Here is a 20,347-nt window from a genome sequence, read left to right on the forward strand (position 1 = left end):
CAGGAATATCACTATCCCCTACCAATAAAGAATCGATTGCCGATTCCAGATTACCGCATATCAACATACCGATTCCAGATCACCACGTATAAGCATGGTGATGAAGCATCAGTATGCTTCAGGCAGCAATAAAGCTGCCTGAATACATAAATAACTAGCGTTTATCCACCGGGAGATAATCGCGCCGAGCGGAGCCTGTATACAGCTGACGCGGGCGACCGATTTTCTGATTCGGGTCAGCTATCATTTCGTGCCAGTGTGATACCCAGCCTACTGTGCGTGCCAGTGCAAACAGCACGGTAAACATAGTTACCGGAATACCCAGAGCACTCAGCACAATACCAGAGTAAAAATCCACGTTCGGATAAAGCTTGCGTTCAACAAAATAAGGATCTTCAAGCGCAATTTTTTCCAGAGCCATTGCCAGCTTGAATTTAGGGCTATCATGCAATCCCAGTTCTTTTAACACTTCATCACATGTCTGCTTCATGATTTTGGCACGCGGATCCATATTTTTGTACACGCGATGTCCAAAACCCATCAGACGATAACGCTTTTCTTTAACTCCCTGCATAAATTCTTCAACACGGGACATATCACCAATTTCATCCAGCATTTTCAATACTGCTTCATTGGCACCACCATGGGCAGGTCCCCACAGGCAGGCAATGCCGGCAGCAATACATGCAAACGGATTGGCTCCGGAAGAGCCGGCAATGCGTACTGTAGAAGTAGATGCATTCTGCTCATGATCCGCATGCAAAATGAAAATCCGGTCTAAAGCACGTTCCAGCACAGGATTAACAACATAATCCTCAGTTGGTTTAGCAAACATCATATGCAGGAAATTACCGGTATAAGTCAGATTGTTCCGCGGATAATTAAATGGCAATCCTTTTGAGTAGCGGTAACACATAGCTGCGAGAGTCGGAATCTTGGCAATCATGCGGTATTCCGCAATTCGGCGGTGTTCTGGATTATTGATATCCAGACTATCCTGATAGAATGCAGCCAGTGCACCTACTACCCCGACCATCATTGACATCGGATGAGCATCACGACGAAAACCCCTGAAAAACCAGGTTAATTGTTCATGCACCATATTATGGCGCAAAACACCCAGTTCAAATTTCTGTTTTTCGACTGCATCAGGTAATTCACCATATACGAGCAGATAGCATGTTTCCAGATAATCACTGTGTTCAGCCAGCTGCTCAATAGGATATCCCCGATAATATAACTGCCCCTTTTCACCATCAATGAAAGTGATTTTCGATTCGCAGGATGCGGTTGAAGTAAACCCGGGATCAAACATAAATGTCCCGGTCTCACCATACAGTTTACGAATGTCCACTACATCCGGACCCAAACTGCCAGACAAAACCGGCATCTCAAAAGGCTCTTGCCCCTCAATGCTCAGTATAGCTTTCTTAGTCATCCATAACTCCTTAATTTTCAATTTTTCTATTTAAATAAACTAAACTTAAATACGTTAACAAAAGCAATGTGTTTACAGCTATTGAGCCTGCCTGATTTTAGCCAGAACAGACTCAAATTCAGAGTCAGTACAACCCTCAGACTGATTGATTAACGCCAGAATTTGCGGATCAGGCAAATCCATTAACGCCACAAACACAGCTAACTCTTCGTTAGATAACTGATCAAAAGCATGTGTCATAAACCGGCCCAGAATAATATCCAGCTCCAGTAAACCGCGTCGGGTTAGCCAGCGTATGCGACGTTTGGCATTATCATCAAAATCCTGCATCAGATAGCTCTTCTCAACATTAAATCTTTAATCTTACCAATAGCACGTGTCGGATTCAGATGTTTAGGGCAAACATCCACACAGTTCATGATCGTATGACAACGGAACAGACGGTAAGGATCATTCAGATTGTCCAGACGTTCATTGGTGCGCGTATCACGAGTATCAGCAATAAAGCGGTAAGCATTCAGCAAACCTGAAGGACCAACAAATTTGTCAGGATTCCACCAGAAAGAAGGACATGAAGTAGAACAGCAGGCACACAGAATACATTCATATAAACCATCCAGCTCTTTACGCTCAGCCTGTGACTGCAAACGTTCACGTGTCGGAGCAGCTGTATCATTGATCACATAGGGTTTAATTGAATGATATTGATTGAAGAACTGAGTAAAATCGACAATCAGGTCACGGATAACCGGCAAAGCAGGTAACGGTTTTAACACTATCGGCTGTTTCAGACTGCGAATATCGGTCAGACATGCCAGACCATTTTTACCATTAATATTCATACCATCAGAACCGCAAATACCTTCGCGGCAGGAACGGCGGAATGACAAACTGTCATCCTGCGCTTTAAGTTTAATCAGCGCATCCAACAGCTTCACATCAGTCGGTTCAATTTCGAGTTCATAATCTTTCATGTACGGCTTATCATCCACATCGGGATTATAGCGGTACACCTGGAAGCGGATTTTTTCCATCTTGATAGTTCCTTAGTAAACGCGTTCAGCTGGTTTTATGTATTCCACACTCAGAGGTTTAGTGTGTACTGGTTTATATTCCAGATGCTGATCTTCAGCGTAGTACAATGTGTGTTTCATCCAGTTTTCATCATCACGGTTCGGATGATCATCGGAAGCATGTGCTCCGCGTGATTCTTTGCGTGCCTCAGCAGAAACCAGGGTCGCCTGAGCCACTTCAATCAGATTATCCAGCTCCAGCGCTTCCAGCCGTGCAGTATTCCAAACCTTACTCTTATCATGAATCTGGGTTTTGGCTACACGTTCGGCAATTTCATTGATTTTTTCAATTCCTTCTTTCAGCAGAGCATCTGTACGGAATACCCCGGCATGTGACTGTACACACCGCTGCAAATCATTACGTACTTCAGATACCTCTTCACCATTAGTCTGATTTTCCAGACGGCTTAGACGTGCAAGTGTTTTTTCACCAACATCTGCCGGCAACTCACGGTGTGCTACCTGCTTTTTGATGTAGTCAATCATATGATCGCCGGCGGCTTTCCCGAACACCACAAGGTCAAGTAAAGAATTAGTACCCAGACGGTTTGCACCATGCACTGAAGCACATGCACATTCACCTGCTGCATAGAAACCAGGAACCGGAGCTTCCAGATCATCACCTTTGGCCATTACCACCTGACCATGATAATTAGTAGGAATACCGCCCATCATATAGTGGCAGGTCGGAACCACCGGAATCGGATCTTTAATTGGATCCACACCGGCAAACTGAATGGAAATCTCGCGGATACCCGGCAGTTTTTCCATAATTTTTTCTGCGCCAAGATGGTCCACTTTCAGCAGTACATGGTCTTTATTTTTACCTACACCACGGCCTTCATGAATTTCAATAGCCATTGCACGGGACACCACATCACGACAGGCCAGATCTTTTACAGTTGGCGCATAACGTTCCATAAAACGCTCGCCTTCACTGTTGAGCAGAATACCGCCTTCACCACGCACACCTTCAGTAATCAACACCCCGGCACCCGCCACACCAGTAGGATGGAATTGCCAGAACTCCATGTCTTCCAGAGGAATGCCTGCACGGGCAGCCATACCCAGACCATCACCAGTATTCATATAGGCATTGGTAGAAGAAGCATAGATACGTCCGGCACCGCCAGTAGCAAAAAGTACAGCCTTTGCATGCAAAATGAAAACTTCACCCGTTTCCATTTCCATTGCAATAACCCCGATTACCACACCTTCTGAATCCCGAATCAGATCCAGAGCAGCCCATTCCACAAAAAACTGAGTTTCTGCATGCACATTTTGCTGATATAAGGTATGCAGCATTGCATGGCCGGTACGGTCTGCCACTGCACAGGCACGTTCTACAGCACGTTTACCAAACTCAGCAGTATGTCCGCCAAACGGGCGCTGATAAATTTTGCCGGATTCAACCCGGTCAAACGGCATACCCATATGTTCAAGTTCAACTACAGCATCAGGAGCGCGGCGTGTCATGAATTCGATTGCATCCTGATCACCCAGCCAGTCGGAACCTTTAACGGTATCGTACATATGCCAGTTCCAATGGTCTTCCTGTACATTACCCAGCGAAGCAGAAATCCCGCCCTGGGCAGCTACCGTATGAGAACGGGTTGGAAAAACCTTAGACAGCACTACTGTATTTAAACCTGCTTTAGATAATTGCAGAGCGGCACGAAGCCCTGCACCACCGCCGCCTACGATTACTGCATCAAAACGACGTACCGGCAAACTCTTGGGCATATTCATGCTACCCCCCAAATCACTTTAACAGAATAAATCAGACAGCCAACCAGCCACAGGATAGTGGCAACATGCAAAAACAGGCGCAAACCTGCTGGTTTGATATAGTCCATCCACAAATCACGTATACCAACCCATGCATGCAATACCAGTGCCAGCACAAAAATCTGTGTTATCAGACGAACCCACGTCTGAGCAAAGAAACACTGCCATTCCTGATAACTGTGCGGTAAACAGATAATCATAATTAAAAACAAGACTGAGTACACCAGCATGATTACTGCCGTGATACGCTGCATAATCCAATCGCGCAGACCATAGTGCGCGCCAGCTAATTTACGATCAATCATGATAACAAGCACGCTCCATAAATAATAACGGACAATACAATTGCACAAATAACCACCGCTTTAGCCGAAGCGCGTGCCGTTTTTAGTTCTGTACCTTTATGAATATCCATAAACAAAAAACGCACACCGGCCAGACTGTGGTAAACATATGCCAGCAAAAGAACAAAAAGAATGCACTTCACCAAAGGATGATGCACAAGCTCCTGATAAGTATTGAACGCAGATTCATGGGAAAGCGTACCTGAAAACAGCCATAAAAACAGCGGAATACAGATAAATAGCGCGATACCACTAAAACGATGAAAAATAGACACAAGACCCGGAATGGGTAATCGTATCTTTTGTATATCCAGATACACTGGCCTTTCTTTTTGCATCGGTGACTCCTCTTGTATTATTAGAAGATATAAACTCAAAACCAGCGGCCAAAGCCGCACCCAACCGAAATTTACTGCAATTGACCCAGTTTTTAACAAACAGGTAACATTACTACACACCAATTATTTACAATACCGGTATCAGTACTCAGCAGAGCTGCCACTTAATTGCAAAGACTGATTTCCAAGTTGTAAATAACGCCGGCGCCATTCATAAGGAACACCGTCGACACTTTGGCTCAAACGCCCGATACAAAGGGCATGCGAACCCATATCTGCCTTCAACAGTCTGGCAATCTCAGGACGCAAAACTGTCTGCCAAAGCCATTGTCGCGAAGTATCCATCAAAACATCATACTCAAGCAACAAAAAAGCATAAAAACTACGGCGGCGGCGCATAAAACGTACATTTAAATCCTGCAATAACGCAACAGGTAAAAATAATTCATCCACCGCCACTTCAATATAACCGGTACGCCATAGCAGCATAATTTTCCATACCGGTTCTGCGATTTTTATACCTAACTGCATAGCAGTTTCTTCATCCGCAACAGCAACAGTCACACTCAGAACTTCAGCTACCGGCCAAACTTGTTCAGTTTTAGCCTGTTGCAATACCGGAATTTCAGTAAAAGGATAATATCCCCAGTCCCAGTTTTGCTGAGTAACAAAGGTTCCTACCCCTTGATAACGCTGTAAAATACCCCGCGCCGCCAGTTCACTCAAACCTTTACGCACAGTTCCCTGACTTACATTCCACTGCCTCGCCAGATCCCATTCACTGGGCAAAGGCTGACCAGGCTTGAAATCACCATCAGCTAGCAAATGAAAAACCCGCTGCATTACAGACTGATATAAAGGAATGTGTCTTTTAAGCGAACTGATTTTAAATCTATTGTACGACATTTCAAACTCATGTAAATAAAGTCTTATATAAGACATAAGATAACACAGAAAAACTCACTTAATATTCTCAAAAAAGCATCAATCTATTACTTCAATTAATTTAATTTTGAAAATAATTTTGCTATCATACAGCCCAAATTCTTGTAGTACAGACATATTAAATACCTTTAAGACAAGAAAAAATATTTATAGTCGTGTTTTTATTTTAAGAGGATATGTTATGAAAAAACCTGTACGCATTGCCGTGACGGGTGCTACCGGTCAGATTGGTTATGCTTTACTGTTCCGGATTGCCAGCGGTGACATGCTGGGAGCTGATACTCCGGTTATCCTGCAATTGCTTGATTTGCCTCAGTCGCAAACTGCTGCCCAGGGGGTAATGATGGAATTACAGGATTGCGCATTTCCCCTGCTCACCGATATGTTTGCGACTCATGATCCTGAAGTGGCATTCAAAGATGCAGATATAGCTATCCTCGTCGGTGCACGTCCGCGCAGTAAAGGTATGGAACGCAGCGACTTATTACAGGCCAATGCCGAAATCTTCAAAACACAGGGTGCAGCACTGAATAAAGTGGCCAGCCGCGATGTGAAAGTCCTTGTTGTAGGTAATCCTGCCAATACCAATGCTTATATCGCCATGAAGTCTGCCCCTGATTTACCGGCAAAAAATTTTACCGCACTGATGCGTCTGGATCAGAACCGCGCACTTAGTCAGCTGGCAGAAAAAATTAATAAACCAGTAAGCAAAATAAAACAGCTGTGTGTATGGGGAAATCATAGTCCTACCATGTACACTGATTACCGCTTTGCCCGGATAGATAATGAAAACGTAGCAGAAATGATTAATGATCAGGACTGGTATGTAAAAGAGTATTTGCCTAAAGTAGGCAAACGCGGATCAGCCATCATTGAAGCCCGTGGTCTGTCTTCTGCTGCCAGTGCCGCCAATGCAATTATCGATCAGATTCATGACTGGGTAATCGGCAGTAATGGAGAATGGGTTACTATGGGCGTACCCTCAGACGGTTCTTATGGCATCCCGGAAGAAATAGTATTCGGCTTTCCCATGACTTGTGAAAATGGCGAGTACACTATTGTCCAGGATTTACCTATTGATGAATTCAGTCAGCAGCGTATTAATCAGACACTGGCTGAACTTGAAGAAGAAAAAGCAGAAGTGAGCAGCTTACTTTAAATACTGAAAATATCTCTGGCCGGCCTGAAACATCAGACCGGCTTTTTTATCACCTGTTTGTATTAATGCTGATTAATACAAGATAGATTTAAATACAAATATCAGCAATATTAGCGAACTAATTACTATCAACACCAGTGCCAGACAGTTTACCCAGTATCCGAGCGTCTGTTTTTGCTGCCTTCCGAGTAAATACTTAAGCAAAACACCCAATAACATTACAAAAAGAAACAGACGCAGCAAACGGCCTATCATTTATTTTCCAAAACACGTTATATCTGTGCAAACCAGACAAAGTCGTTATAATGCCAGTTTTCTATTCTTTTAACTAATCCTATGAAAGAAATAGACAGCATTGGCATTGTAACCCCGCAAAAGTGGTCTTTTGACAGCCCGCTCACCCTGCAAAACGGTTGTATTCTGCCCCGGTTTGAATTAATGATTGAAACCTACGGCACACTTAATGCAGACAAAAGTAATGCGGTATTAATATGTCATGCACTGTCAGGAAATCACCATGTAGCGGGTTACCATAGTAAAAATGATAAACACCCCGGCTGGTGGGATAATATGATTGGTCCGGGAAAACCTGTTGATACCAATCGTTTTTTTGTTGTCGGCTTAAATAATCTGGGCGGCTGTCACGGCAGCACCGGTCCGTTGAGTATCAATCCGGACACAGGAAAAGCTTACGGTGCTGATTTTCCGATGGTAACCGTAAAGGACTGGGTAGAAAGTCAGTCTATGCTGGCCGACCGCTTCGGCATTGATAAATGGGCTGCGGTTATGGGCGGAAGTCTGGGCGGAATGCAGGCATTACAATGGGCAATCGACAAACCGCAACGCCTGAGACATGCATTGATTATTGCCTCAGCTCCACGATTATCTACCCAAAATATTGCCTTTAATGATGTAGCCAGACAAGCCATTCTTACCGATCCGGATTTTTGTCAGGGACAATACGCGCAACAGCAGAAAATTCCGCGACGAGGTTTGCGTATCGCTCGTATGATGGGACACATTACCTATCTGGCAGAAGACGGATTAGGTAAAAAATTCGGGCGTCAGATGCGACAACCAAACTACCAGTATGATTACAACGTTGAATTTGAAGTTGAATCCTATCTTCGCTATCAGGGCGATAAATTCGCTGAAGTGTTCGATGCCAATAGCTATTTACTGATGACAAAAGCACTTGATTATTTTGATCCGGCGCGTGATTATGATGGTAATCTGATAGCCGCAGTATCGGCAATTCAGGCAAAAATACTGATAGCCAGCTTCAGCAGCGACTGGCGTTTTTCACCCAGACGCTCACAGGAATTACTGGATGCTTTGGTAGCAGCCAACAAATCCGTGCAATATATTGCTCTTAAATCAGCTCACGGACATGATGCCTTTTTAATGGAAGATGCTGATTATCAGGCAGCTATCCGCATTTATTTCAACAATATTGCCACTGAACTAACACAATGAACATATCATCAGTACCACTGCGTGATGACCTGCAAATGATTTTCGACTGGATTACACCCAATAGTCGTGTACTGGATTTAGGCTGCGGAGACGGAGAACTGCTGGCCGCACTAGTCAAACACAAAAATTGTCAGGGATATGGATTAGAAATTAATACCAATAGCGTATTAGCTGCTATGCAACGTGGCATCAACGTAATACAGGCTGATCTGGAAGCCGGTTTGCAACATTTTAATGATAACAGCTTTGACATTATCGTTTTGAGCCAAACCATTCAGTCTATGCAAAATACCGAAAACATCCTGCAGGAAATGAAACGAGTCGCCGCAGAAGCTATTGTCACCTTTCCCAATTTCGGTTACTGGCGCAACCGCCTGCAAATCGCACTGGGCGGACATATGCCGGTATCCGAACGCATGCCCTATCAATGGTATAACACCCCGAACATTCATTGGTGCACCCTTCAGGATTTTGATAAATTATGTGCCAAAAATCATTTAAAAATTTTGCAACGTGCGGTGATGAGTGGAAATAAACGCATTTCTCTTTGGCCAAACTTGCTTGGTAGTCTGGCCTTTTATCGCGTAGGCTGATCATTACACAGTTAAAGTATACCGGCTGGTATCCGGTATACTTTAACAACATTATCCATTTATACACTAAAAACGCACAAATCATATTCAGCATAAATCAGCTAATCTGATTGATAATTACCAATTCATTTATCTATATAGTATTCTTATATAGCCACAGAAAATTTTTCTTAACTAATTTAGGTATTATTCCCGTCAAGTCCGTTTATTCATTGTGCTGCGCTAATGCGATTTACGCTTATTTATGCGAAAATGAACCATTTTCCTATTGATTAGACCAACATGAAATTACATCAACTTGTTGCAGCTGAAGTTGAACAAGCATTTAGCGCAAACGGGCTCACAGACCAGCCAATTATTCTGCAACCAGCCAAAAATCGTGACTTTGGCGATTATCAGATTAACGGCGTCATGGGTGCCGCCAAAAAAACCAGACAAAACCCTCGCGAACTGGCACAAAAAGTTGCCAATGCATTACAGCAGAACCCACTGATTGCCACAGCAGAAGTTGCCGGCCCTGGTTTTATTAACTTAAAACTTCGCCCTGAAAAACTGGCACAATATATTAAGGACTCATTGCAGGATGAGCATCTGGGCATTGCCAGAAACAGTAAGCCACAAACAATAGTTATAGATTACTCATCACCCAATCTGGCTAAAGAAATGCACGTAGGTCATTTACGCTCCAGCATCATAGGAGACAGCCTCAACCGGGTACTTACTTTTCTCGGACATAAAGTTATTGCCCAAAATCATGTGGGTGACTGGGGCACACAATTTGGTATGCTGGTCGCCTACCTAATAGAACAACAGCAAAACGGACGTGCAGATCTCGAACTGGCGGATTTAGAACAATTCTATCGTAATGCCAAAGTACGCTTTGATGAAGATAAAAACTTTGCCGACACAGCACGTGATTACGTAGTTAAACTTCAAAGCGGAGATGCCAGCGTACTGGCATTGTGGCAACAGTTTGTACAGACCTCTTTGCAACATGCTCAGGCGGTCTATAAAAAACTTGGCCTAAAACTTTTACCAGCCGATGTAACCGGCGAATCATTTTATAATGATCAGTTACAATCAACTGTAAATGAACTTCTTGCCAAAGGTATTGCCGTTGATAGTGACGGCACTAAAGTTGTTTTTCTGGATGAGTTTAAAAATCAGGACAATGAACCGGCAGCATTTATTATTCAGAAAAAAGATGGTGGATTCCTGTATGCCAGCACCGATTTAGCCTGTCTGCGTTACCGGATTAATACCTTGCACGGCAACAGATTGTTATATGTTGTGGATGCACGCCAAAGCCTGCACTTTGATGAATTATTTACAGTTGCCCGTAAAGCCGGATGGCTGCCTGATACCGTGCATGCGGAACATGTACCTTTCGGTACCATGATGGGTAAAGACGGCAAACCGTTTAAAACCCGTAGCGGTGACACTGTAAAATTAATGGATTTACTAAACGAAGCTGTAACACGTGCATCTGCCTTGGTTGCCAGCAAAAATCCTGAACTGAGCGCCGATGAAATCGCACATATAGGTGAAGTCGTAGGCATAGGTGCCGTAAAATATGCAGATTTAAGCAAAAACCGTACCAGTGATTACATATTCGACTGGGACAGCATGCTCTCTTTCGAAGGCAATACTGCTCCTTACTTACAATATGCCTATACTCGGGTACAAAGTGTTTTTCGCAAAGCAGGCACCTGGGATAACAATGCTGCGATCACCCTGAACGAAGCCATGGAACAGCAACTGGCTGTAGAATTACTTAAATTTGAAGATGTTCTGGATAGTGTTGCCAATACCTCTTATCCGCACTATCTCGCCGCTTATCTGTATCAGATTGCCACCCTGTTCAGCCGTTTTTATGAAGCCTGCCCGATACTCAAAGCAGACGAAGCCACTCGCAACAGCCGGTTGCAGCTTACCAGCCTTACCGGCAAAACCTTGCAACAGGGTCTGGCATTATTAGGTATAGATACACTTGAAACCATGTAACTAAAACAAACATATCAGCAAAATAAAAATGCACCATTTAAATTTATATAATGGTGCATTTTTGTTTCAACTGACAAAGAAGCTCAAAATCAGTCAGACAATATCTACAATATACTGTTTGGAATCTTACCTATTGATAAATATTATTTATCCGTAAACCATACCTTACGCATAAAATATATACCTGTATCAATACCTGTCAATGAAAGCTTACAACAGTATATATAGAATTAATTTAACTTCGAATTCAGGTAAATTCGAATATCATGCCAATGATAATTATACTTAAAATACAAAATTGACAGCAGATAAAAAATTTCTAAGTAGTTTTTAGTTAGTGTTCAGACAGACTGAGTAGAAATAAAAAAAGATATCTTAACTTATAAGATATCTTTAAAATTCGATGGTGCGGATAAAGAGACTCGAACTCTTACGCCTTTCAGCGCCAGAACCTAAATCTGGTGCGTCTACCAATTTCGCCATATCCGCAATCAATCAGTAAAAGATTGAGCGATGAATTATAGGTTAGTTTGCAAATTGTGCCAAGTGAAATATCTTAAGCATATACAGACAGATGCAAATAAGCTGTGAATGAACATAAATACCGGGAGGTTTCTTAGTGCCCAATATAAAATAATAACAGCCTGAATATTACAAACTGATTATCTGCCATGAATGCCACCAGCACAGATAGTTTGATTGCATATAAAAAAAGCAAACAAATAGCTCACTAACAACCAAGAATTTAATTGAATCAGAAATCAGGAGAAAAAAATATTGGTGGGTGATGACGGAGTCGAACCGCCGACATTCTGCTTGTAAGGCAGACGCTCTACCAACTGAGCTAATCACCCCTAAGAAAGAAAACAGCAAATATGAAATTGGCGCGGCGGACGGGGCTCGAACCCGCGACCCCCGGCGTGACAGGCCGGTACTCTAACCAACTGAGCTACCACCGCGCAAATTTTATGCAATGCATAAAACAGAAAACTGGTGGGTGATGACGGAGTCGAACCGCCGACATTCTGCTTGTAAGGCAGACGCTCTACCAACTGAGCTAATCACCCTGTGCTGTCGAGGCGCGTATTTAATCACAGAGTAAGAAACACAGCAAGCCCTTTTTATTGCAATGTTGCACATTTTTTTTAGTTTACTGTTTTTTAAATTTAAATTTTAGGGCACTTGAAACTTGTTATTGATTAACCAATAGCATGGGTTAGATGCCCTGTTTGATTCAGATATTCAATATATAAAATTCTGTTCCTTTCCCTATTATCTCTATATTGAAAGTGGAAAACGATATTCTATATACCTGCAAAACAAACCAAGGCATATAGAACTTTTGTTATATCAAACAATACTTTCATATTCACCTAAAATTAAAAAAAATATATAAAACCAAATACAATATTTACAGCAACAAACGCTTATTATCATATTCTAAGCAATAAAATTGCTAAAAATCCATAAAATTAATTTTAAAATAAATTAATAACATTAAAATAATGATTTTAAATATTTATTAAATAGAAATAAAAAAATTATTTATATAAAATTAAATAACAGTTTACAATGATAAAAATAGATAAATAGCAATAATTATAAATTTTACGCTAATTTATTAGCATAAACTAATCAAAGTTAATCAATCTTCTTCTAAAATAAACTATAAATTTTAATTTTTCAGATTCAAACATTAATAGCATAAAATTGCTAAATAAGTTATTTGGCATATTAATGCCATCGGTATTGAATCAGAAGCATGACTGAGAGCTTTCCTGAGTAACTATCACCGGAAAGTTAAATATAACCCTTTATTTGAATCTTTATATTTTATCTGACAATCAGCTGCACATTCATATTTTATTTTCTGTCTGTCACATAAAAAGCTTAATTGCCTAAGAATTTACTAAAAGTAAGCAACAGAAGCTACTGAACAAGGAATTCCATGAAAAAACAAAAAGATAAATTCCAAATTACCGGAACAAAACACATCACATCCGGTCGAACTTTGTGCCGCACAGTCCTGGGCATTTTTAATCTTTTTGCTATTCCGTCAGCTTTGGCTGCGGCAAATATCTTTGCTGATATTCCGCTGCATCTGCAAAGTAAATCCATTACTACTTCGTCATATAGCGTTAAACCCAATGTTACCTTTTACATCGATGATTCAGGCAGTATGTCTATGAACATCGTACCGATTACCTATAAATGTCGAGTGAGTAAATGGATTCCCAATCCGGATGGTAAAGGGGGCAAATGGCCGCCATTTGGTAGTTATGAATACGGATTTACAAAAAAACCCAAAAATACCTCAGAAGTCAGATATAGCTGTGATACCTACCGGCGTATTGATTCCGTTAAAGAAGTACTGACAGATATCATCAAAAAATATCATGATGATATGTACTTTGCATTTCGCCCGATGTGCGGCACCGGTGACCAGAAAAAATTCAATAAATTTTATGACACTTCTGATCCGGCCAATTATGAAAGCATGCTAAATAACATCAAAAAACTGGAAACACCATGCGACACCCCCACTACACGCCAGTTTCCTGTTATTGCGCGCAATCTGGTAATAAACAAACTGAAATATCGCTGCCAAAAATCTTATATTATTTTGCTAAGTGATGGTGAAGCTGATAATACATATTCTATTTCAGATAAAAATTTCACCAAAAATACAGATTCACGCTACGACAGCTACTTTGATCGGGATTTTGAAACTAATAACGATCGCTTAAATTTTCTTGCCCGCAATCACAATACCAATAAACCGCTGCGTCTGAAATACTATACAGACAGGCTCAATAACTATAACTTTGGTGACTACATCTACACCAGTGATTACTATAGCTCAACCGGTAAATCCATTAATGCCTCACCAGTGCGAAAAAAAACTGATGATGCGGGTCAGCCATGGAATGAAGTTGATCCAAAAACAAAAAAACGTTTTCGCCAAACTGCACAAACATTCACCATCGGAGTAGGCCTCGGGCAGCGCAATACAAACGAAGCCAAAATCGCCATTCCTTATCTGGAAAATGCCGCAACGCCAAGTGGCGAATACAATGAAACAACCAATCCTAACGGACGTTTCTTTAACGCAAATTCCCGTGATGAAATTATCAGCGCTTTTGAAAAAATATTTAAAACCATCAAAGGAGAAATGACCGCATCAACCATTCAGACTACTACAACAGCTCCGACTGTAGCCATTTCCAATACCAACCAGGGTAATCTGTCGATTACCGCCAAGGTTGAAACCGGTTCATGGAGCAGCAGGATTTGTATTTACGATATCAATACCAAAAATGACAGCAGCTCATGCCCGATGCGGCCTACATACGGCAACCGGCAATTATTGCTTAATGATGGTAAATATACACATCTCTTTAACGAAAGCCTTAACAGCTTTAATAACAGCACATTTAAAATCAGCAACAATAATAAAAATCGTAATGAATGGCACGATGGCTTACTAGCATGGCTAAATCGTTCACTGACTGCTGATACTCAGAAAAAAAATGAATTTGTATTGGATTATCGTACCCGCCGCTCGCTGCCAGACTTCGGGAATACGCGGGATTTAGGAGATATTATAGATAATCCGATTCTTACAGCCGGCAATATAGAAAATAACCGCCAGCGGTATCTGATTACATCAGCTAATGACGGAATGGTCTATGTTTTCCGCTCGAGTAATAATTCCAAATTTCCTTATGATTTAAAATTTAATTACATGCCAATGGGGATTGAAAGGCAGAGTAATGACGGTTCTGATCTGGTTGCTCACTATTACAAGGATTTAACCAGCAAAAACTATGGTGCTAATGATAATTTTCCTCATCGTTTCCTGCTTAACGGAGGCATGACGGTACAACAGACAGATGGCAGCAACGGGCGACCACAGCAGATATTTATGGTTTCTACCCTCGGGCAAGCGGGACGAGGCGCATTTGCCATCAATATCGGCGGATACGATATTATTACCGGCAGGCCATTAGCCGGAGACAACATGCAATCGCCCAGCTGGTATGAAGATGTTTTCCTGTTCCAGACACCCAGCGGAAAAAACAATCAGTTTGGTTATACTGTCGGTACACCTGCCATTGCAAGAGTGCGGGTCAATTCAAATATTAATGCCTCAGATTCATCTATTACAGACCATATACGTCAGGCTGCATTTATCAGCAATGGCTATAACTACTCCCCGTCCCTGGCTCAGGATATCACAGCCAAACCCTCACCTGAATCAGCTTTATATATTTACGACATACTGGGTATAGATGTAGGCACTCAGGCCTATACTCATACCGGCAGCAAAAAAGGAGATTTAATTGCCAAACTGGTTGCTCCTAATGGCAGCGGCGGCCTTTCCAGCCCGACAGTTATCGATATAAACGGAGACGGCGTAGCTGATATTGTCTATGCGGGCGATTATCAGGGTAATTTGTACCGGTTTGACTTACGTGCCCCTAATCCGTCAAACTGGAAAGTATATAAAATCTTTACTGCTGATGGCCCCATCACTTCAGCCCCCGGAGTATTTCTTCTTAAAGCAAAAGGAGCACAGCATACAAACAGCGAAATACCAACAGCAATTGTTACTTTTGGCACAGGCAGCGATATTTATCAGTCAGACCTGACAAATAAAGCTCAGCAAAGTGTATACGGCATTTATGACGATCTGAGCCAGCAAGAAGTGCACGAAATCAGCAAAAGCAGTCTGGTAAAACAAGAATTTATCCAAGCCGGCAATTACCGTTTACTGAGTAACTATCCGCTAAACCCGGCAGTTCATCGAGGCTGGTATTTTAATCTCAAAGAAAACACCGGTGAGCGTGTTGTAACCAAACCGATAATTGTTTCTTATGCTGGCGCAGTGATATCGCGCACTTATAATGTAGAAAAAGAAAATAAACTGCCTGATCCGTGCAAGATTACTTCTGTCGTCCAGCGTAATTCCGTTACCACCGGTAAAATTCAGTTTAATGTAAAAACCGGGGGCGCATTACAACGCACAGATCCGAATTTTGTATTTGATGAAGCAGCGCCAGCAGGCAGTAGCGTGAGTACGGAAGGACCTTTTGGTTTTACCGTTTCAGGCAATAATAATATCGATATCGGCGGCTCATATACCCAAAAACCATTAACTGAAAAATCTCCTCCGGTAGAAAACTGCTCGCGTGCCGCTGTGATAGCAGCGACAACAGACGGGAATAAATTAACTATTAATGTTCCGCGTTGTCCGATCATAATTCACCGGATTTCATGGCGTGAAATAAAAGAAAGTTATCTTTAATCAAACTTATATTAATTACAACTTTTAATTTATTTAGCCGATTAAGCTATATAGTTTAATCGGCATTTTTATAACAAATATACAAAATACCAATAAATTCGGTTCAATCAGAAAACATTCCTTTTATGTAGCCAAATAAAATTAATATTTTTTTTAAAATTTTAATTTTTAGATACATACATAATTATATAAAGTCAATTTAAGAGAAATATTATATATATAAACCACAGATTTAATTACACAATGAAATACATTTCAATTTTATTGACTTATAGATTATTTTTACTTATATTATCAAACAATATAACATTAAAATTCGTATGTTGATTTTAGCGAAATTTAATTTTCGCCTGAATCTATTTAACATCTATTATCAGCTTAGCAAGGTAAAGCATGAATACTGCGATTAAAAATAACAGGAAACCCAGATTTCCTAAAGGTAAAAAAGTTTTAGTTTCAGCTGTTACTGGAGCCTTAGGTATTCTTATGGCACCATATACTTATGCTACAGCAAATTCTTTCGCGGATACACCTTTACGACTTCAGCAAAAATCTATTACTCAGGAAGCTTACAACGTAAAGCCTAATATTGCTTTATTTATTGATGATTCTGGTAGTATGCTGAAAGGATTAGTAAATGATCCAACTAGAAAACCAGCTAGAAAACGCTATTTTTATAAATGTATTCAAGGAAGAGCGAGTGATTTATGGGACGGCAGACCTGGCTGGAAATTGAATTTAACTTTCGATCAAAAAGAAGCACTTCTTGCTAAAAACGAAGGATGGAAGTGTAAGAGATACAAAAGAATAGATGCGGCTAAAGAAATTCTCAATACTATAGTTACCGACAATCGGGATAAAATGTATTTCGCATTACGTCCTTTATGCAGCGAAACAAACCAGTGGAATAATAGTTTTCATGATACTTCTAATCCATCTGAATTTAAAACAATGATTGAGAAAATAAATAAGTTAGATGCACCATGCGGTACCCCAACTACTCAACAGTTCCCTGTAGTTGCAAGAAATCTGGTCATGAATCAATTGAAATACCGTTGTCAAAGATCTTATATTATCCTCTTAAGTGATGGTCTGGCTACTGCTGACTATTCAACTTCAGATAAAAACTTCACTAACAAACCAAACGAAGATTTAGATGAATTTTTTGACAAAAATTTCGCTACAAGTGCTGAGAGAGATACTTTTTTTAGAAAAAGAGATGCGCCTCAGATGATAGACAGACTGGGTTTTTATACAGATAAATTAGCAGACCCAAAAGCTCATACAGACACTGGAAAGCCAGATGGAATTCCAGTTGGTTTTGGTCCGTATATATATAGCAAAAATTATTATTCAGGAAGTGGTGGTACTGTAACGCCGGGGATTTCAAAGTATTTGCGCACAACTGATGATGCAGGCAAACCGTGGAATTCAATAGATAATATTACAAAGAAACCCTTCTATCAAATTGCTGAAACATATACTATCGGATTTGCACTTGCTAACATCGATCCGGATGATAAAATAAAAGATGATGATAGAGATGATCGTGCTTATTTCTATCTCGAAAATGGTGCAACACCAAAAGGACTTCATCCTAAAGGTAATTTCTTTAACGCAAATTCTAGAGATGAAATCATAGCAGCATTTAAAACTATTTTTGACAAAATTAATAAAGAAGTAAAAACTGATGTAATTAATGTAACGACAAATGCTCCAAGTATGGGTATTTCAAGCTCATCAACAAATGATCTGGGCATTACAGCTAAAATTGAAACCGGTAACTGGAGTAGCCAGATTTGCTTACATGATTTAACTAATAAAAATTCAAAAGACAAAGGACAAACAGTCGATAAAAATGATTGTAAAGTGCAACCATCTTTTACTAATAGAAAGCTATTAATTAATAATGGCAAGACTACTTATTTATATTCAAATCTGACACCAGATCAAGGCCTGGATAATAACTCATTTGAAATTAGTACGAATGCTGATAAAAATAAAAAAGAATGGCTTGATGGTCTGCTCACTTGGTTGAGCCGTGCCAAAGATGATGACAAAATTAAGCAGGATGGCTTCGTTTTAGGTTATCGTAAGCGACCGGATAATGCCCGTAATATGGGTGATATTATTGATAATACTATTGTAACAGCAGGTGGAGTTGAGTTTAATAAACAGAAATATCTCGTCACTTCGGCTAATGATGGAATGGTATATGTTTTCCGTGCAGCAGATAATTCGAATCATCCGTATGATCTTAAATTTAATTATATGCCAATGTCTATTGAACGGGACAGTAGTGATGGAAGTGATATAGTTGGTCACTATTATAAGGATATGCTAGATAATGATTATGGTAAAGATTCTAAACATCCTCACAGATATCTATTAAACGGGGGGATCGTAGTAAGAGAAACCTCCGACAGAGATGACAAACCAGGCGTAAACCAAATATTTATGGTATCAACAATGGGACAGGCAGGGCGCGGAGCATTTGCTATTAATATTGGCGGACAGGATATCGTTACTGGTAACAACATTGCTGCAGATAATATTGGCAGTGCTGGTTGGTATAACAATGTATCGCTGTTTCAGACACCAAGCGGTGCAAATAATCAGTTCGGCTATACTATTGGTAAGCCCGCAATTGCCAGAATAAGGGTAAACAGAGATACAGATGCATCAGATACAACAATAACAGACCATCTTCGTCAAACAGCTATAATCAGTAATGGTTATAACTCTAAAGATTCTAATGATGAATCCGCATTGTATATCTATGATGCATTAGGTGTTGATGTAGGCATAGATAGTTATCAACAAACAGGTGATCAAAAAGGTACCCTAATTAAAAAAATGATTGCATCAAAAGATGGTGGCGGATTGTCCAGCCCTACAGCTGTGGATATCAATAGTGACGGGATTACCGATCTTGCATATGCTGGTGATTATAAAGGAAATCTTTATAGATTTGATTTCAGAAGCCCGGATCCAAACAAATGGACTGTAAAAAAGATTTTTTCAGCTAATGCACCTATAACGATTGCTCCGGCTGTCTATCGAGCTGCCGAAAACCTGAAAGATCCCTTAGCAAAAAACAAACTGGTCATTGTATTTGGAACAGGAAGTGATATTTATCAGTCTGATCGTGATAGTTTGCAGCAACAAACCATGTATGGAATTTACGATAATTACAACGAACAAACAAATATGTTAATTAACAAAAGTTCGTTAGTGCAACAGGTTATGACATATAAGGATGATTATAGTTATCTGACCAACAAACCTTTTTCATCAGAAAAAGATAAGGGCTGGTATTTTAACCTGAATAAAGACGGAGAACGCGTAACAGAGTCAGTACAAAAATTAATAACAACAGGTATTGTAATGACAAGATCATACTCCGTTAGCCAAAATGGTAAATTGAATGATCCTTGTGAAGATTCAACAATGGTTGAAAAAACAAATCTTGTTAGTCGTCTTACTCAGTTTAATGCACTTACAGGCGGAGCATTAACCGAAAACGACGCACACATTGTAGTAAACTCAGACTTTTCACTTGCTAACAGTTCTAAAATGGATGAAGCTACTGGAATGATGGTTTCAAATACAAATGATGGATTTGTTGATGCTTTGGATGCCGGAGGTTCGGGTAAAGAGGAAGATCCTAAAAAGCGAAGACAACCAAATAATTGTTTTCGAAAAAAACCTATTGGGATGGATAATGAAGGTAATAAATTTGAGATTGAGGGGGTTGTTATGTGCCCTGTCAGCATCAATCGTTTATCATGGAGAGAAATTAAAACTGGTTATTTAAGCTAAGAAGATTCATAAACTTCATCTGAACATAAACATTACACTCATCCCCTGAAATTTTACCT

General features: G+C 40.5%; 14 protein-coding genes and 4 tRNA genes. 6 read left to right on the forward strand and 12 right to left on the reverse strand.

Annotated features, from left to right (window positions below; all coding sequences use genetic code 11):
- Window positions 1-154: 154 nt before the first annotated feature.
- The 7 genes from gltA to SALWKB2_RS06600 form a co-directional block, all read right to left on the reverse strand.
- Entirely contained in the window at window positions 155-1,438 is a 1,284-nt protein-coding gene (gene gltA, locus SALWKB2_RS06570; protein ID WP_025330881.1) for a citrate synthase, read from the reverse strand.
- 78 nt (window positions 1,439-1,516) lie between these two features.
- Entirely contained in the window at window positions 1,517-1,768 is a 252-nt protein-coding gene (locus SALWKB2_RS06575; protein ID WP_025330882.1) for an FAD assembly factor SdhE, read from the reverse strand.
- Window positions 1,768-2,472, reverse strand: a complete 705-nt coding sequence (locus SALWKB2_RS06580) for a succinate dehydrogenase iron-sulfur subunit (protein ID WP_025330883.1) — start codon at window positions 2,470-2,472, stop codon at window positions 1,768-1,770. The genes SALWKB2_RS06575 and SALWKB2_RS06580 overlap by 1 nt, the downstream gene beginning before the upstream one ends.
- A gap of 12 nt (window positions 2,473-2,484) precedes the next feature.
- Window positions 2,485-4,254, reverse strand: a complete 1,770-nt coding sequence (sdhA, locus tag SALWKB2_RS06585; RefSeq protein WP_037395298.1) for a succinate dehydrogenase flavoprotein subunit — start codon at window positions 4,252-4,254, stop codon at window positions 2,485-2,487.
- A gap of 2 nt (window positions 4,255-4,256) precedes the next feature.
- On the reverse strand, window positions 4,257-4,604 hold the full coding sequence (gene sdhD / locus SALWKB2_RS06590) for a succinate dehydrogenase, hydrophobic membrane anchor protein (protein ID WP_025330885.1): 348 nt from the start codon (window positions 4,602-4,604) through the stop codon (window positions 4,257-4,259).
- On the reverse strand, window positions 4,601-4,981 hold the full coding sequence (gene sdhC / locus SALWKB2_RS06595; protein ID WP_025330886.1) for a succinate dehydrogenase, cytochrome b556 subunit: 381 nt from the start codon (window positions 4,979-4,981) through the stop codon (window positions 4,601-4,603). Before sdhC ends, sdhD begins: the two co-directional genes overlap by 4 nt.
- Window positions 4,982-5,122: 141 nt before the next feature.
- A complete protein-coding gene (locus SALWKB2_RS06600) occupies window positions 5,123-5,887 on the reverse strand; it encodes a GntR family transcriptional regulator (RefSeq protein ID WP_158500018.1) in 765 nt (254 codons plus the stop codon).
- Between the two features lie 220 nt (window positions 5,888-6,107).
- On the opposite strand from SALWKB2_RS06600, the gene SALWKB2_RS06605 reads away from it, so the two are divergent.
- The gene (locus SALWKB2_RS06605; RefSeq protein WP_025330888.1) at window positions 6,108-7,085 is read left to right on the forward strand and encodes a malate dehydrogenase; all 978 of its coding nucleotides are present in this window, start codon (window positions 6,108-6,110) and stop codon (window positions 7,083-7,085) included.
- Between the two features lie 72 nt (window positions 7,086-7,157).
- Here SALWKB2_RS06605 and SALWKB2_RS12720 read toward each other — a convergent pair whose 3' ends face one another.
- Entirely contained in the window at window positions 7,158-7,340 is a 183-nt protein-coding gene (locus SALWKB2_RS12720; RefSeq protein ID WP_025330889.1) for a protein MIGRI, read from the reverse strand.
- Window positions 7,341-7,421: 81 nt separating this feature from the next.
- On the opposite strand from SALWKB2_RS12720, the gene metX reads away from it, so the two are divergent.
- The 3 genes from metX (at window position 7,422) to argS (ending at window position 11,158) form a co-directional block, all read left to right on the forward strand.
- Window positions 7,422-8,561: a homoserine O-succinyltransferase MetX gene (gene metX / locus SALWKB2_RS06610; protein WP_025330890.1), complete on the forward strand. Its 1,140-nt coding sequence runs from the start codon at window positions 7,422-7,424 to the stop codon at window positions 8,559-8,561.
- Window positions 8,558-9,154, forward strand: a complete 597-nt coding sequence (metW, locus tag SALWKB2_RS06615; protein WP_025330891.1) for a methionine biosynthesis protein MetW — start codon at window positions 8,558-8,560, stop codon at window positions 9,152-9,154. The genes metX and metW overlap by 4 nt, the downstream gene beginning before the upstream one ends.
- 282 nt (window positions 9,155-9,436) lie before the next feature.
- Complete coding sequence (argS, locus tag SALWKB2_RS06620; protein WP_025330892.1) at window positions 9,437-11,158, forward strand: arginine--tRNA ligase; 1,722 nt, start codon at window positions 9,437-9,439, stop codon at window positions 11,156-11,158.
- A 404-nt stretch (window positions 11,159-11,562) separates the two neighbouring features.
- Here argS and SALWKB2_RS06625 read toward each other — a convergent pair.
- The 4 genes from SALWKB2_RS06625 to SALWKB2_RS06640 form a co-directional block, all read right to left on the reverse strand.
- Window positions 11,563-11,647: transfer RNA gene (locus SALWKB2_RS06625), tRNA-Leu, on the reverse strand.
- Window positions 11,648-11,936: 289 nt separating this feature from the next.
- Window positions 11,937-12,012 (reverse strand) — tRNA-Val (locus SALWKB2_RS06630).
- Between the two features lie 28 nt (window positions 12,013-12,040).
- A tRNA-Asp gene (locus SALWKB2_RS06635) sits at window positions 12,041-12,117 on the reverse strand.
- A gap of 32 nt (window positions 12,118-12,149) precedes the next feature.
- Window positions 12,150-12,225 (reverse strand) — tRNA-Val (locus SALWKB2_RS06640).
- An 881-nt stretch (window positions 12,226-13,106) separates the two neighbouring features.
- On the opposite strand from SALWKB2_RS06640, the gene SALWKB2_RS06645 reads away from it, so the two are divergent.
- Window positions 13,107-16,466: a PilC/PilY family type IV pilus protein gene (locus SALWKB2_RS06645; RefSeq protein WP_025330893.1), complete on the forward strand. Its 3,360-nt coding sequence runs from the start codon at window positions 13,107-13,109 to the stop codon at window positions 16,464-16,466.
- A 393-nt stretch (window positions 16,467-16,859) separates the two neighbouring features.
- Window positions 16,860-20,288 carry a PilC/PilY family type IV pilus protein gene (locus SALWKB2_RS06650; RefSeq protein WP_025330894.1) on the forward strand — a complete coding sequence of 1,143 codons (3,429 nt, stop codon included), beginning with the start codon at window positions 16,860-16,862 and terminating at the stop codon, window positions 20,286-20,288.
- The last annotated feature ends 59 nt before the right edge of the window (window positions 20,289-20,347 follow it).

Origin of the sequence: Snodgrassella alvi wkB2 (genome assembly GCF_000600005.1) — a bacterium.
Taxonomy (GTDB): domain Bacteria; phylum Pseudomonadota; class Gammaproteobacteria; order Burkholderiales; family Neisseriaceae; genus Snodgrassella; species Snodgrassella alvi.

Bases quoted from the DNA above. Each gene is read 5' to 3' on its own strand.
- gltA (WP_025330881.1), bottom strand. From the start codon at position 1,438: ATGACTAAGAAAGCTATACTGAGCATTGAGGGGCAAGAGCCTTTTGAG.
- SALWKB2_RS06575 (WP_025330882.1), bottom strand. From the start codon at position 1,768: ATGCAGGATTTTGATGATAATGCCAAACGTCGCATACGCTGGCTAACC.
- SALWKB2_RS06580 (WP_025330883.1), bottom strand. From the start codon at position 2,472: ATGGAAAAAATCCGCTTCCAGGTGTACCGCTATAATCCCGATGTGGAT.
- sdhA (WP_037395298.1), bottom strand. From the start codon at position 4,254: ATGCCCAAGAGTTTGCCGGTACGTCGTTTTGATGCAGTAATCGTAGGC.
- sdhD (WP_025330885.1), bottom strand. From the start codon at position 4,604: ATGATTGATCGTAAATTAGCTGGCGCGCACTATGGTCTGCGCGATTGG.
- sdhC (WP_025330886.1), bottom strand. From the start codon at position 4,981: ATGCAAAAAGAAAGGCCAGTGTATCTGGATATACAAAAGATACGATTA.
- SALWKB2_RS06600 (WP_158500018.1), bottom strand. From the start codon at position 5,887: ATGTCGTACAATAGATTTAAAATCAGTTCGCTTAAAAGACACATTCCT.
- SALWKB2_RS06605 (WP_025330888.1), top strand. From the start codon at position 6,108: ATGAAAAAACCTGTACGCATTGCCGTGACGGGTGCTACCGGTCAGATT.
- SALWKB2_RS12720 (WP_025330889.1), bottom strand. From the start codon at position 7,340: ATGATAGGCCGTTTGCTGCGTCTGTTTCTTTTTGTAATGTTATTGGGT.
- metX (WP_025330890.1), top strand. From the start codon at position 7,422: ATGAAAGAAATAGACAGCATTGGCATTGTAACCCCGCAAAAGTGGTCT.
- metW (WP_025330891.1), top strand. From the start codon at position 8,558: ATGAACATATCATCAGTACCACTGCGTGATGACCTGCAAATGATTTTC.
- argS (WP_025330892.1), top strand. From the start codon at position 9,437: ATGAAATTACATCAACTTGTTGCAGCTGAAGTTGAACAAGCATTTAGC.
- SALWKB2_RS06645 (WP_025330893.1), top strand. From the start codon at position 13,107: ATGAAAAAACAAAAAGATAAATTCCAAATTACCGGAACAAAACACATC.
- SALWKB2_RS06650 (WP_025330894.1), top strand. From the start codon at position 16,860: ATGAATACTGCGATTAAAAATAACAGGAAACCCAGATTTCCTAAAGGT.